The following is a 13,569-nucleotide window of genomic DNA, read 5'->3' as shown; positions in this document are numbered from 1 at the left end:
TCCGTCGCCCATCAGAAACCTTCCGCCTTCGCCTTGGCCAGCAGGTCGCGCCACATCGACAGCCGCACCAGCGGATTGCCCGCCGACGTGGCACCCACGCCCGTCCACAGGCCCTCGCCGTTGAAGCTGAACACCGGCGTCAGATCCGGCCGCTGCGACGCGGGCCGGACCTCGGGGTTGATATTGTCCAGAATCAGCGGCTCCGATTCCGGCTGCGCATAGTAGGCCAGCACCATGTGCGCCTGGGGCCGCCCCTGGAACTGCGCCCGCACGTACACCATGCGCAGCTTGGCCTGCGGCACGCCCGCGGCCTGCAGGCTCATGTACTTGCCGATGGCGTAGTCCTCGCAGTCGCCGGCGCCCTTGTCCAGCATCTCCAGCGGCGTGGCCCAGTAGTCGATCTGACCCCAGACCTCCATGTCGTCCTTGAAGGCGACCCGCTTGTTGAAGAAGTCGTTGACCACCGCCAGCCGGTCGCGCTCGTCGGGCAGCGTGGCGGCGCGCTCGGCCATCTGGATCATGGCCTTGACGGCGGCCTGGGTCTTGACCGGGTAGCGCGAGGCGGTCTCGGTCAGCTTGTCCTTGTCCCAGGCCCAGGCGACGGCGCTCCACAGCCCCGCCACGCAGGCCAGCACGGCCAGGGCCGGCCGGACCTGGTTCAGCGCGCGGGTGACGAAGCGTGACATGCGCAGCAATGTATCTGTCTCCGAACCCACCCACGGGCGAGGCGCGTCGCGGGCGCCGACAAGCGGCAATTTGCCGCACCCCCGTCACGCGCCGGTCCGGAGGGTCACCGGATAATCCGGCGCTCAGATGAAGACCGAAGCCGTCCACCAGGAACTGGACCGCGCCCGCGCCAACGGCCCGCTGCGCCAGATCCAGATTCCGCCCTGCCCCGAGCTGCTGCAGCGCCTGCGCGCGGCGATGTCCGGCGCCCAGCCCGACCTGAACGAAGTCGCCCGCATCGCCGCGGCCGACGTCGCCATGTCGGCGACGCTGCTGCGCGTGGCCAACAGCCCCTTGCACCTGGTGGCAGGCAACGTGCCTTGCACCACCGTCGGCCAGGCCATGTACCGCCTGGGCCTGGACGAGACCGTCGCGCTGATGCAGGCCTTCCTGATCCGCCACGCGATTCCGGTCAACAGTCCGCACCTGCTGCGCTTCTGGCAGCGCTCGACCAAGCGCGCCGTCGCCATGGGCTTCATCGCCGGCCAACTGCCGGGCATGCGCGTGGACCTGGCCCAAAGCTACGGCCTGTTCTGCCACGTCGGCATGCCGGTGCTGCTGCAAAGCGTGCGCGGCTACGGCGCGACCATGGTCGAGGCCGCCGCCCGCATCGACCGCCCCTACATCAAGACCGAGAACGTCAATCACCGCACCGACCATGCGGTCGTCGGCGCGCTGGTGGTGAAGGTCTGGCACCTGGGCCCGGAGCTGATGACGGCGATCCGCCTGCATCACGACTTCGACGCGCTGCGCGACGAGAGCGTCGAGCCCGAGGTCCGCACGCTGATCGCCGCCGGCCTGATCGCCGAGCATCTGATGCGCCAGCACGAAGGCCTGGACGAGGACGCCGACTGGGCGTCCAACCGCGAGGCCGCGCTGGGCTGGCTGCACCTGTCCATGGACGAGCTCGAGCACTGGGACGACGCGCTGCGCCCGCTGCTCGACGAGGCCTGACCGCGCGCCATCGCCGTTCGACGACGGTTCCAACCCCGGTTCCCGACGCCGGCTCCCCCATGCGACAAGGCACCCGCGAAGGGGCCTCGGTCATGGCGGTGGCGAAGCGGTCGAATCGGAATCAGCCGCGCACGGCGACCCGTGCGGCGGCCAGGTCCCAGCGGGCGTTGCCCACGCTCTTGAACACGCGCGTGCGGCCGTCGTCGACGGGCCGGTCGCCCATCACCAGGTCCTCGAGCGAGGCCTGAGGCTCGAAGCGGCCCGCGGCCAGCAGATCACCGGCCTCCGCCTGCGCGCCGACGGGATCGTCGACCCAGACCTGCGCGTCGCGCAGCAGTTCCTGCGGCAGCTCGACCATGTCGTCGCGGAAGGCACCGACGCCGATCACCACCGCGCCCTCGCCCACGCCCGGCCGCAGCACGGGGACGCGGCTGGTCGTCGCGCAGACGACCAGGTCCCAGGCATGACGGGTCTGGGACTCGGGCGGCAGCGGCTCGACGCCGAGTTCCTCGACGAAGGCCGGCACCGATTGGTGTCCCTGCACGTGGATCGTCGCCTGCGGATGCAGGGCCTGGATGGCCTCGACATGGGCGCGCGCCTGCACACCGCCGCCGACCACCAGCACGCGCCGCGGCGCCTGGCGGGCCAGGTACTGGAGCGCGAGCATGCTGACCGCGGCGGTGCGGCGCGCCGTCAGCGCAGGGCCGTCCAGCACCGCCAGGCGCTGGCCGGTGCGGCTGTCCATCACGACGACCTCGCCCGAGATCGTCGGCAGGCCCAGCGCCGCGTTGAGCGGGTGGACGCTGACCAGCTTGGTGATGGCCAGGCGCTCGCTCAGGCAGGGCATGACCAGCAGAACGCCGTCCTGCTGCAGCGCCAGGCTGTGCCGCGGCGGGCAGGTGAGCCGGCCGTCGCGGTTCTCGCGACAGACCAGCGCCACCTCCTCCATCAGCAGCGCCCAGGGCAGCGCGCGCGCCGTCGCGGCGGCGTCCAGCACCCGCATCGGCTTACTTGCGCGCCGGCGGCACGTCGGTGCAGGAACCGTGCGCCACTTCCGCGGCCAGGCCGATGGACTCGCCCAGGGTCGGATGCGGGTGGATGGTCTTGCCGATGTCCACCGCGTCCGCGCCCATCTCGATGGCCAGCGCGATCTCGCCGATCATGTCGCCCGCATGCGTGCCGACGATGCCGCCGCCGATGATGCGGTGGGTCTCCTCGTCGAACAGCAGCTTGGTGAAGCCCTCGTCGCGGCCGTTGGCGATCGCGCGGCCCGAGGCGGACCAGGGCAGCAGCCCCTTCTTGACCTTGATGCCGCGGGCCTTGGCCTCGTCCTCGGTCACGCCCACCCAGGCCACTTCCGGATCGGTGTAGGCGACGCTGGGGATCACGCGCGCATCGAAGCGCGACTTGGCCAGCGCGTCGTCGCCGAGCAGCTCGCCCGCGATGACTTCCGCCGCCACGTGGCCCTCGTGCACCGCCTTGTGCGCCAGCATCGGCTGGCCGACGATGTCGCCGATGGCGAAGACGTTGGACACGTTGGTGCGCATCTGCACGTCGACCGGGATGAAGCCGCGATCACTGACGATCACGCCGGCCTTGTCCGCGCCGATCTTCTTGCCGTTGGGCGTGCGGCCCACCGCCTGCAGCACCAGGTCGTAGACCTGCGGCTCCTTCGGGGCCCCCTCGCCCTCGAAGGTCACCTTGATGCCTTCGGGCGTGGCTTCGGCCGCCACCGTCTTCGTGTTCAACATGATGTTGTCGAAGCGCGGCGCGTTCATCTTCTGCCAGACCTTGACCAGGTCGCGGTCCGCGCCGGTCATGAGCGTGGGCAGCATTTCCACGACGTCCAGGCGCGCGCCCAGCGTCGAGTACACCGTGCCCATCTCCAGGCCGATGATGCCGCCGCCCACGATCAGCATGCGCTTGGGCTTGCTGGTCAGCTCCAGCGCGCCGGTCGAGTCGATCACGCGCGGGTCGTTGGGCATGAAGGGCAGGCGCACCGCCTGCGAGCCCGCCGCCAGGATGATCTTGCGGAACTTCAGCGTCTGGGTCTTGCCGGTGCGCTCCTGGCCCTCGCCGCCGGTCTCCTCGACCGACAGGTGGTTGGCGTCCAGCAGCTGGCCGTAGCCACGGATGACCGTGACCTTGCGCATCTTGGCCATCATGGCCAGACCGCCGGTCAGCTTGCCGATGACCTTCTTCTTGTGGGTCAGCAGCTTGGGCAGCTCGACCTTGGGCTCGCCGAACTCGACGCCCAGATCGGCGAAGTGCTTGACCTCGTCCATCACCGCGGCGACGTGCAGCAGCGCCTTGGACGGGATGCAGCCCACGTTCAGGCAGACGCCGCCCAGCGTCGCGTAGCGCTCGACGATCGCGACCTTCAGGCCCAGATCGGCCGCGCGGAACGCCGCCGAGTAGCCGCCGGGACCGCCGCCGAGCACGATCACGTCGTACTCGCCTTCGGCGGGACCCGTATAGGTCGCGGCCTGCGGCGCCGCCACGGGCGCGGGTGCCGGAGCGGTCGCGGACGGTGCCGCCGCGGGGGGCGGTGCCGGTGCGGCGGCGGCCGGTGCGGGCGCTGCCGCGGCGTCGGCCTCCAGCACGACCAGCAGGTCGCCCTGGTTCAGCTTGTCGCCCAGCTTGACCTTGAGCTCCTTGACCACGCCGGCAGCCGAGGACGGGATCTCCATCGAGGCCTTGTCGGACTCGACGGTCACCAGGCTCTGCTCCGCCTTCACCGTGTCGCCGACCTTGACCAGCAGCTCGATGATCGCGACGTCCTTGAAGTCCCCGATGTCGGGAACCTTGACTTCAACCAATGCCATGTCCGGTCCTTCCGATCAGAGGGCGATGCGGCGGAAGTCCGCCAGCAGGGACGCGAAGTACACGTTGAAGCGTGCGGCCGCGGCGCCGTCGATGACGCGGTGATCCCAGCTCAGCGACAGCGGCAGGATCAGGCGCGGCACGAACTGCTTGCCGTCCCACACGGGCTGCGTCGAGGACTTGCACACGCCCATGATCGCGACCTCGGGGGCGTTGATGATCGGCGTGAAGTAGGTGCCGCCGATGCCGCCCAGCGACGAGATCGAGAAGCAGCCGCCGGTCATGTCGGCCGGGCCGAGCTTGCCGTCGCGGGCCTTCTTGGCCAGCTCCGACATCTCCTGGCTGATCTGGAAGATGCCCTTCTTGTCGCAGTCGCGGATGACCGGAACGACCAGGCCGTTCGGCGTGTCGGCCGCGAAGCCGATGTGGAAGTAGTTCTTCAGCACCAGCGTGCCGTCGCCGTCCAGCGAGGCATTGAACTCGGGGAACTTCTTCAGCGCCGCGACGGTCGCCTTGATCATGAAGGCGAGCATCGTGACCTTGATGCCGGACTTCTCGTTCTCCTTGTTCAGCTGGACGCGGAAGGCTTCCAGCTCGGTGATGTCCGCGTCGTCGTGGTTGGTGACGTGCGGGATCGTGACCCAGTTGCGATGCAGGTTGGCGCCGCTGATCTTCTTGATCCGCGACATCTCCTTGCGCTCGACCGGGCCGAACTTCTCGAAGTCGACCTTGGGCCAGGGCAGCAGGCCCGGGAAGGCACCTCCGCCCGCGCCCGCCGGCGCGGCCGCCTTCTGCGCGACCGTCTGCGCCGTGCCGGCCATCACGGCCTTCACGAAGGACTGGACGTCGGATTCGGTGATGCGGCCCTTGGCGCCGGAACCCTTCACTTCGTCCAGCGGCACGCCCAGCTCGCGAGCGATCTTGCGGATGCTCGGCGAGGCATGCGGCAGCTTGCCGCTGGGCTTGGTCGGCTCGTGCGGGGGCAGCGCGGCGGTCGGGACCTGGCGCTCGGCCGGTGCCGGGGCGCTCGCGGTCGCCGGGGCCGGCGCGGCGGCGGCCTGCGCGGGCGCCGGCGCGGCGGCGGCCGGTGCCGGAGCGGCAGCGCCGCCCGTGGCTTCGATCACGGCGATCTTGGAGCCCTTGGCGACCTTGTCGCCCAGCTTGACCAGCAGCTCCTTGATCACGCCGGCGTGCGAGGACGGGATCTCCATCGAGGCCTTGTCGGACTCGACGGTGATCAGGCTCTGCTCCACCTTCACCGTGTCGCCGACCTTGGCCAGCACTTCGATCACCGCGACTTCGTCGAAGTCGCCGATGTCGGGCACGACGATGTCGACCGGACCGGCCGAGGCGGCCGGAGCGGCGGCGGGTGCCGGGGCCGGCGCGGCCTGCGGCGCGGGAGCCGCTGCCGCGGGAGCCGGCGCGGCGGGCGCCGGCGCGGCGGCGCCGGCGGCTTCGCTCTCGACCACGACGATCAGGTCGCCCTGATTGATCGTGTCGCCGATCTTGACCTTCACTTCCTTGACCACGCCCGCCACGGAGGACGGGATCTCCATCGAGGCCTTGTCGGACTCGACGGTCAGCAGGCTCTGCTCCACTTTCACCGTGTCGCCGGCCTTGACCAGCAGCTCGATGATCGCGACGTCCTTGAAGTCCCCGATGTCGGGAACCTTGACTTCAACCAATGCCATTTCTGATGTCTCCGAGTCCGACGCTTAGGCGTACAGCGGGTTGATCTTGTCGACGTTGATGCCGTACTTCTTGATCGCTTCGGCGACCTTGGCCTGCGGGATCTTGCCCTCGTCGGCCAGGCTCTTGAGCGAGGCCACGACGATGTAATGGCGGTTGATCTCGAAGTGCTCGCGCAGCTTGCTGCGGAAGTCGCTGCGACCGAAGCCGTCGGTGCCCAGCACCTTGTACGAGCGGCCGGACGGGATGAAGGCGCGGATCTGCTCCGCGTAGTTCTTCATGTAGTCGGTCGACGCGATCACCGGACCCTGCACCTTGCTCAGCTGCTGCGTCACGTACGGCACGCAGGCCAGCTCGGTCGGGTGCAGCAGGTTCCAGCGCTCGGCGTTCTGGCCGTCGCGGGCCAGCTCGTTGAAGCTGGGGCAGGACCAGACGTTGGCGCCCACGCCCCAGTCGGCTTCCAGCAGCTTCTTGGCTTCCTGGCTCTCGCGCAGGATGGTGCCCGAGCCCAGCAGGTTGACCGTCAGCGGTTGAGCCGCGGCTTCTTCCAGCAGGTACATGCCCTTGAGGATCTGTTCCTCGGTGCCGGCCTTCAGGCCGGGCATCGGGTAGTTCTCGTTGAGCAGCGTCAGGTAGAAGTAGACGTTCTCCTGGTTCTCGACCATGCGCTTCAGGCCCGAGTGCAGGATCACCGCCACTTCGTGCGCGAAGGTCGGGTCGTAGCTGATGCAGTTGGGGATGGTGCCGGCCAGGATGTGGCTGTGGCCGTCCTCGTGCTGCAGTCCTTCGCCGTTCAGCGTCGTGCGTCCCGAGGTGCCGCCCAGCAGGAAGCCGCGCGCCTGCATGTCGCCCGCCGCCCAGGCCAGGTCGCCGATGCGCTGGAAGCCGAACATCGAGTAGTAGACATAGAACGGGATCATCACGCGGTTGTTCGTCGAGTACGACGTCGCCGCGGCGATCCAGCTGGCCATGCCGCCCGCTTCGTTGATGCCCTCTTGCAGGATCTGGCCGGCCTTGTCCTCGCGGTAGTACATGACCTGGTCCTTGTCGACCGGGGTGTACAGCTGGCCCTTGGGGTTGTAGATGCCGATCTGGCGGAACAGGCCTTCCATGCCGAAGGTGCGCGCCTCGTCGACCAGGATGGGCACGGTGCGCGGACCCAGTTCCTTGTCACGCAGCAGCGTGGTCAGGAAGCGGACGTAGGCCTGGGTCGTGGAGATCTCGCGGCCTTCCGCGGTCGGATCCAGCACGGCCTGGAAGGTGGCCAGGTCGGGCACCTTCAGCGATTCCTCGGCCTGCGGGCGGCGCTTGGGCAGGTAGCCGCCCAGCGCCTTGCGACGCTCCTGCAGGTACTGCATCTCGGGCGTGTCGTCGGCCGGCTTGTAGAACGGGATCTTGGGCAGCTCGCTGTCCGGGATGGGGATGTTGAAGCGGTCGCGGAAGGCCTTGATGTCCTCGTCCTGCAGCTTCTTGGTCTGGTGAGCGGTGTTCTTGCCCTCACCGATCTTGCCCATGCCGTAGCCCTTGACCGTCTTGATCAGCATGACGGTCGGCTGGCCGACGGTGTTCACCGCCTGGTGATACGCGGCGTAGACCTTCTGCGGATCGTGGCCGCCGCGGTTCAGGCGCCAGATGTCCTCGTCGGACATGTTCTCGACCATCTTCAGCAGCTCGGGGTGCTTGCCGAAGAAGTGCTTGCGCACGAACGCGCCGTCATTGGCCTTGTAGGCCTGGTAGTCGCCGTCCAGCGTCTCCATCATGACCTTGCGCAGCAGCTCCTGCTTGTCGCGCGCCAGCAGCGGATCCCAGTACGAGCCCCAGATCAGCTTGATCACGTTCCAGCCGGCGCCGCGGAATTCGCTCTCCAGCTCCTGGATGATCTTGCCGTTGCCGCGCACCGGGCCGTCCAGACGCTGCAGGTTGCAGTTGACGACGAAGATCAGGTTGTCCAGCTTCTCGCGCGCGGCCAGGCCGATCGCGCCCAGGCTTTCCGGCTCGTCCATCTCGCCGTCGCCCAGGAAGACCCAGACCTTGCGCTTGGAGGTGTCGGCGATGCCGCGGGCATGCAGGTACTTCAGGAAGCGCGCCTGATAGATGGCCATCAGCGGGCCCAGGCCCATGGACACCGTCGGGAACTGCCAGAACTCGGGCATCAGCTTCGGATGCGGGTAGCTGGACAGGCCCTTGCCGTCGACTTCCTGGCGGAAGTTGAGCAGTTGCTCTTCGGTGATGCGGCCTTCCAGGAAGGCGCGGGCATAGATCCCGGGCGCGCTGTGGCCCTGGATGTAGAGCAGGTCGCCGCCGTGGATGCCGTCTTCGCCGTGCCAGAAGTGGTTGAAGCCGCAGCCCAGCATGGTCGCCAGCGAGGCGAAGCTGGAGATGTGGCCGCCCAGGTCGCCGCCGTCCTCGGGGTTGTGCTTGTTGGCCCGCACCACCATCGCCATCGCGTTCCAGCGCATGTAGGCGCGCAGCCGCTCTTCGATGTCGATGTTGCCGGGGAAGCGCTCTTCCTTGTCGGCGGGGATGGTGTTGACGTAGGCCGTGTTGGCCGAGAACGGCACGTCGATGCCGGCCTGGCGCGCGTGATCGATCAGGGTCTCGAGCAGGAAGTGGGCGCGGTCGCCCCCTTCCTCACCGATGACGGCGGACAGGGCGTCCAGCCATTCCTTGGTTTCGAGAGCGTCGGTGTCATTGGCGGCTGCGCCGAGGAACGACTGGGGCTGCGCGGACATGGTGTGTCTCCTGGTTCTCTGAATCACCGACCTTCCGGCCCGCCGACGCATCGGTCCATCGATGCGTCGCGGTGGTCTCGGGGGCAAACGGCGCTCGCGTGGAGCCCGGAGCTTACGCATTCGGGCGCGCGCCGCCACCTGCCGGAAGGGCTATGGCGGCGGAGTGTCGCATAAGGCCGGCATTTTCCAAATAGCGCGATGCGTTTTCATATTATGGGATTTATAAGGTGTTTTCCCGAGGGTCGGCGCGCGTTTCCCTTTCACGATGCGATCAGGGAATGCCCGGGTCCGCCAGGCCCGGGCGAGGCGATGTCGGCTTGGATAATCGCGGTCTATGTTGTCCCGCCTCGATGTCCAAGGCTTCCTGCGCCGCGCCCTGAATCCCGTCAAACGCCTGGTCTCGGCGTGGTGGCGTCGGCAATCGCCGTCGCGGCAGGACCGTTTCGCGACGCTGGGCCCGCTGCTGTCGGTGGTGCTCTTCCTGGCGGCCATCGTCTCGGCCTTCTGGTACCTGCGCAACGAGGAAATCGAACGCGAGGCCGAGGCCGTCAAGCGCGACACCGAGATGGCGCAGCAGCAGATCCGCTCGCGCCTGATCGACAACGAGGACCAGCTCATCCCGCTGCAGCGCGACCTGGCCAACCGCGCGATCGACAACCTCGAGTTCACGCAGCGCGCGATGGCCATCGCGCGCAACCGGCCCGAGATCACCCACATCACCTGGCTGAACCAGCGCCGCGAGCGCCGGGTCAGCGTGGCCGCGATCGGCGAGCAGGCCGATTCCCTGATGACGCTGGACGGCAACGACCCGTCCATGCCCAACGGCCACGCCGGCAGCGAGCCCGAGCGCGCCTTCCAGGCCGCGCGCGACCGCCGCACCCGCGTGTACTCGGGCTCCTTCGGCGACGCCAACAACACCACCGTCTTCCAGCTGCAGCTGCCGCTGAGCGACCGCAACGGCTTCGCCGGCGTGCTGATCGCCGAGTACTCGGTCGAGGGCCTGCTGCGCTACTCGGTGCCCAACGAGCTGACCTCGCGCCACGCCGTCGCGGTGCTGGACCCGCGCGAGCAGGTCGTGGCCAGCACCGTCACGCCGATGCCGGGCCGGCGCATCGCCCGCGCGCCCATCTATTACGAGGTGCCGATGGCGCCCGCGCCCGGCCTGGTGCTGCGCGGCCAGGGCTACCGGACCTCGATCGGCCTGATCTCCAACACGCTGTTCTGGATGGTGATGGCGCTGTCGGTGCTGACCGTCTGGATGCTGCTGGGCACCTGGAAGCACATGCGCCGGCGCGCCCAGGTCCAGAACGCGCTGGCCGCCGAGACCAACTTCCGGCGCGCGATGGAGAACTCCATGCTGACCGGCATGCGCGCCATGGACCTGGAGACGCGCATCAGCTACGTCAACCCGGCCTTCTGCGCGATGACCGGCTTCGCCGAGTCCGAGCTGATCGGCCGCAAGCCGCCCTTCCCCTACTGGCCGCCCGACCGCTACGAAGAGAACCTGCGCCTGCTGCAGCAGGAGATGCAGGGCCGCAGTCCGGCCGGCGGTTCGGAAGTGAAGGTGATGCGCAAGGACGGCAGCATCTTCGACGCCCGCATGTATGTCTCGCCGCTGATCGACCCCAAGGGCAAGCAGAACGGCTGGATGACCTCGATGACCAACATCACCGAGGCCAAGCGGGTGCGCGACCAGCTGTCGGCCTCGCATGAGCGCTTCACCACGGTGCTGGAGGGATTGGACGCGGCGGTGTCGGTGCTGTCGGTGCAGCAGGGCGAGCTGCTCTTCGCCAACCGCAGCTACCGGCTGTGGTTCGGCGCCGACCCCAAGGGCCACGCGATGCTGGCGGGCTCGCAGCTGACGGGCACGACGAGCAAGGAGCCCTCGTTCGAGAACGACGAGGAGGTCGACGACTACGGCGGCCTGCCCGCGCAGCACCTGACCGAGGTCGGCGGCGACTCGCGCGAGGTCTTCATCGCGCAGCTGGACATGTGGTTCGACGTGCGCGCCCGCTACCTGCAGTGGACCGACGGCCGGCTGGCGCAGATGCTGATCGCCACCGACATCACCGCGCGCCGTCACGCCGAGGCTCAGCAGCAGCAGCAGGCCGAGAAAGCGCAGGTCACCAGCCGCCTGATCACCATGGGCGAGATGGCCTCCAGCGTCGCGCACGAGCTGAACCAGCCGCTGACGGCGATCAGCAATTACTGCAACGGGATGGTCTCGCGCGTGCGCGGCGACAACATCCAGAAGGACGACCTGCTGGCCGCGCTGGAGAAGACCGCCAAGCAGGCGCAGCGCGCGGGCCAGATCATTCACCGCATCCGCGCCTTCGTGAAGAAGAGCGAGCCACAGCGTCAGCCCGCCTTCGCGGCCTCGATCGTCGAGGACTCGGTGGAGCTGGCCGGCATCGAGCTGCGCCGCCGCAACGTGCAGATCCACACCTACGTCGCGCAGCGGCTGCCGGTGATGCGCGTCGACCCGATCCTGATCGAGCAGGTCCTGCTGAACCTGCTCAAGAACGCCGCCGAGGCGATCGACAACGCGGCGCTGCCGCCCTCGCGCCGCCACATCGAGCTGCGCGTCGTGCCCAAGCACACCGCGGAGCTGGGCGCCAACATCGAGTTCTCGGTGACCGACATGGGGCCAGGTCTCCCCGTCGAGGTCATCGAGCGCATGTACGAGGCCTTCTTCTCGACGAAGGCCGATGGACTGGGCATCGGCCTAGGGTTATGCCGGTCCATCATCGAGTCCCACCAGGGCAGGATACGCGCCGAGAACCTCTACAATGGCCCGTCCATCGTCGGGTGCCGGTTCGCGTTCACGATCCCTGTGGACATCCCCCGGCCCGAGCCCACGGGCGCGGGCACTGCACACAACACCGCAGCAACACCATGAGCTTGATTCCGAAGAAGGGTAATGTCTACGTTGTCGACGACGACGAGGCTGTGCGAGATTCCTTGCAGTGGTTGCTGGAAGGCAAGGACTACCGGGTCAAGTGCTACGACTCCGCCGAGAGCTTCCTGAGCCGCTACGACCCGCGCGAGGTCGCCTGCCTGATCGCCGACATCCGCATGGAAGGCATGAGCGGCCTGGACCTGCAGGACAAGCTGATCGAACGCAAGAGCCCGCTCCCCATCGTGTTCATCACCGGCCACGGCGACGTCCCGATGGCGGTGCAGACGATGAAGAAGGGCGCCGTCGATTTCATCGAGAAGCCGTTCAAGGAAGAAGAACTGCTGTCGCTGGTCGAGCGCATGCTGGACCAGGCCCGCGGCGCCTTCGCGACGCAGCAGGAAGCCGCCAGCCGCGACGCCCTGCTGTCGCGTCTGACCACGCGCGAGGCGCAGGTGCTGGAGCGCATCGTCGCCGGCCGCCTGAACAAGCAGATCGCCGATGACCTGGGCATCAGCATCAAGACGGTGGAGGCGCACCGCGCCAACATCATGGAGAAGCTCAACGCCAACACCGTGGCCGATCTGCTGAAGATCGCGCTGGGCGCGAACACGCAGGCGAAGGCCGGCTGAGCATCGAGAGCATGGGGAGGCCGCTGCGAAGCGGCCTCTTTCGTTTCCGGGCAGAGCGATCCTCTGCCCTTGCGCTTTTCTGATTCCCGCTTTTTGATTCCGGAGTACCGACCATGACCGCACAACTGATCGACGGCAACGCCCTGTCCAAGCAACTGCGCGCCGAGGTGGCCACGCGCGCCGCCGCGCTGACCGCCAAGGGCGTGAAGCCGGGCCTGGCCGTGGTGCTGGTGGGCGACAACCCGGCCAGCCAGGTCTACGTGCGCAACAAGGTCAAGGCCTGCGAGGACGCGGGCCTGCACTCGGTGCTGGAGAAGTACGAGGGCACCATGACCGAGGCCGAGCTGCTGGCCCGCGTCGACGCGCTCAACAACGATCCGAGCATCCACGGCATCCTGGTGCAGCTGCCCCTGCCCAAGCACATCGACGCGCACAAGGTGATCGAGGCGATCGCGCCGGAGAAGGACGTGGACGGCTTCCATGTCGCCAGCGCCGGCGCGCTGATGGTGGGCCAGGACGGCTTCAAGCCCTGCACGCCCTACGGCTGCATGAAGATGCTGGAGTTCATCGGCTATGACCCGAAGGGCAAGCACGCGGTCGTGATCGGCCGCAGCAACATCGTCGGCAAGCCCATGGCCATGCTGCTGCTGCAGGCCAACGCGACGGTCACCGTCTGCCACAGCGCGACGCCGGACCTGGCGCACTTCACCCGCCAGGCCGACATCGTGGTGGCCGCGGTGGGCAAGCGCAACGTGCTGACCGCCGACATGGTCAAGCCCGGCGCCGTCGTGCTGGACGTGGGCATGAACCGCACCGACGAGGGCAAGCTCTGCGGCGACGTGGACTTCGACGGCGTGAAGGACGTGGCCGGCTGGATCACCCCGGTCCCCGGCGGCGTCGGCCCCATGACCATCACCATGCTGCTGGTCAACACCATCGAATCGGCCGAGCGCTTCGCCGCGGCGCGCTGAACCGCGCAGATCGGCGCCGGGCGATGATCCATCGCCCGATCCGCGCCCGCCGCCGGACGCCCGCCCGCGGCGTCCCGGCGGGCGCCCGCGTCGCTCCGGGAGGGGACGTCGCGCGATCGCGCCGATAGCCGCTCTTGAAGGCCGCG

Annotated in this window: 9 protein-coding genes; 4 read left to right on the top strand and 5 right to left on the bottom strand. The window is 68.3% G+C overall.

The window, feature by feature from the left end:
* Positions 1 to 11 precede the first annotated feature (11 nt).
* Positions 12 to 686 carry a transglutaminase-like cysteine peptidase gene (locus MCHT01_RS02850; RefSeq protein WP_067062180.1) on the bottom strand — a complete coding sequence of 225 codons (675 nt, stop codon included), beginning with the start codon at positions 684 to 686 and terminating at the stop codon, positions 12 to 14.
* 127 nt (positions 687 to 813) lie between these two features.
* Here MCHT01_RS02850 and MCHT01_RS02845 point away from each other — a divergent pair, with 127 nt between their 5' ends.
* A complete protein-coding gene (locus tag MCHT01_RS02845; protein ID WP_067062126.1) occupies positions 814 to 1,680 on the top strand; it encodes an HDOD domain-containing protein in 867 nt (288 codons plus the stop codon).
* Between the two features lie 121 nt (positions 1,681 to 1,801).
* Here the strand turns inward: MCHT01_RS02845 and MCHT01_RS02840 are convergent, their stop codons facing one another.
* The 4 genes from MCHT01_RS02840 to aceE are packed head-to-tail and all read right to left on the bottom strand — an operon-like array spanning position 1,802 to position 8,924.
* A complete protein-coding gene (locus MCHT01_RS02840; RefSeq protein WP_067062123.1) occupies positions 1,802 to 2,683 on the bottom strand; it encodes a delta(1)-pyrroline-2-carboxylate reductase family protein in 882 nt (293 codons plus the stop codon).
* 4 nt (positions 2,684 to 2,687) lie between these two features.
* Complete coding sequence (gene lpdA / locus MCHT01_RS02835) at positions 2,688 to 4,505, bottom strand: dihydrolipoyl dehydrogenase (RefSeq protein WP_067062120.1); 1,818 nt, start codon at positions 4,503 to 4,505, stop codon at positions 2,688 to 2,690.
* A 15-nt stretch (positions 4,506 to 4,520) separates the two neighbouring features.
* Entirely contained in the window at positions 4,521 to 6,194 is a 1,674-nt protein-coding gene (aceF, locus tag MCHT01_RS02830) for a dihydrolipoyllysine-residue acetyltransferase (protein WP_067062118.1), read from the bottom strand.
* Positions 6,195 to 6,218: 24 nt separating this feature from the next.
* On the bottom strand, positions 6,219 to 8,924 hold the full coding sequence (gene aceE, locus MCHT01_RS02825; RefSeq protein WP_067062115.1) for a pyruvate dehydrogenase (acetyl-transferring), homodimeric type: 2,706 nt from the start codon (positions 8,922 to 8,924) through the stop codon (positions 6,219 to 6,221).
* Between the two features lie 334 nt (positions 8,925 to 9,258).
* Between aceE and MCHT01_RS02820 the strand changes: the two genes are divergently transcribed.
* The 3 genes from MCHT01_RS02820 (at position 9,259) to folD (ending at position 13,423) form a co-directional block, all read left to right on the top strand.
* Positions 9,259 to 11,823: a PAS domain S-box protein gene (locus tag MCHT01_RS02820; RefSeq protein WP_067062112.1), complete on the top strand. Its 2,565-nt coding sequence runs from the start codon at positions 9,259 to 9,261 to the stop codon at positions 11,821 to 11,823.
* On the top strand, positions 11,820 to 12,452 hold the full coding sequence (locus tag MCHT01_RS02815) for a response regulator transcription factor (RefSeq protein WP_067062109.1): 633 nt from the start codon (positions 11,820 to 11,822) through the stop codon (positions 12,450 to 12,452). Before MCHT01_RS02820 ends, MCHT01_RS02815 begins: the two co-directional genes overlap by 4 nt.
* 113 nt (positions 12,453 to 12,565) lie before the next feature.
* Entirely contained in the window at positions 12,566 to 13,423 is an 858-nt protein-coding gene (gene folD, locus MCHT01_RS02810; RefSeq protein WP_067062107.1) for a bifunctional methylenetetrahydrofolate dehydrogenase/methenyltetrahydrofolate cyclohydrolase FolD, read from the top strand.
* Positions 13,424 to 13,569 lie beyond the last annotated feature (146 nt).

Source organism: Mitsuaria chitosanitabida ATCC BAA-476 = NBRC 102408, assembly GCF_001598255.1.
In the GTDB taxonomy this organism is placed as follows: Bacteria; Pseudomonadota; Gammaproteobacteria; order Burkholderiales; family Burkholderiaceae_C; genus Roseateles; species Roseateles chitosanitabidus.
The sequence above is the reverse complement of the archived record's forward strand: the minus strand, read 5'-3'. Positions and strand labels throughout refer to the sequence as shown.

Excerpts from the sequence above, each read along its gene's own strand:
- MCHT01_RS02850 (WP_067062180.1), bottom strand. The coding sequence starts at position 686 with ATGTCACGCTTCGTCACCCGCGCGCTGAACCAGGTCCGGCCGGCCCTG.
- MCHT01_RS02845 (WP_067062126.1), top strand. The coding sequence starts at position 814 with ATGAAGACCGAAGCCGTCCACCAGGAACTGGACCGCGCCCGCGCCAAC.
- MCHT01_RS02840 (WP_067062123.1), bottom strand. The coding sequence starts at position 2,683 with ATGCGGGTGCTGGACGCCGCCGCGACGGCGCGCGCGCTGCCCTGGGCG.
- lpdA (WP_067062120.1), bottom strand. The coding sequence starts at position 4,505 with ATGGCATTGGTTGAAGTCAAGGTTCCCGACATCGGGGACTTCAAGGAC.
- aceF (WP_067062118.1), bottom strand. The coding sequence starts at position 6,194 with ATGGCATTGGTTGAAGTCAAGGTTCCCGACATCGGGGACTTCAAGGAC.
- aceE (WP_067062115.1), bottom strand. The coding sequence starts at position 8,924 with ATGTCCGCGCAGCCCCAGTCGTTCCTCGGCGCAGCCGCCAATGACACC.
- MCHT01_RS02820 (WP_067062112.1), top strand. The coding sequence starts at position 9,259 with ATGTTGTCCCGCCTCGATGTCCAAGGCTTCCTGCGCCGCGCCCTGAAT.
- MCHT01_RS02815 (WP_067062109.1), top strand. The coding sequence starts at position 11,820 with ATGAGCTTGATTCCGAAGAAGGGTAATGTCTACGTTGTCGACGACGAC.
- folD (WP_067062107.1), top strand. The coding sequence starts at position 12,566 with ATGACCGCACAACTGATCGACGGCAACGCCCTGTCCAAGCAACTGCGC.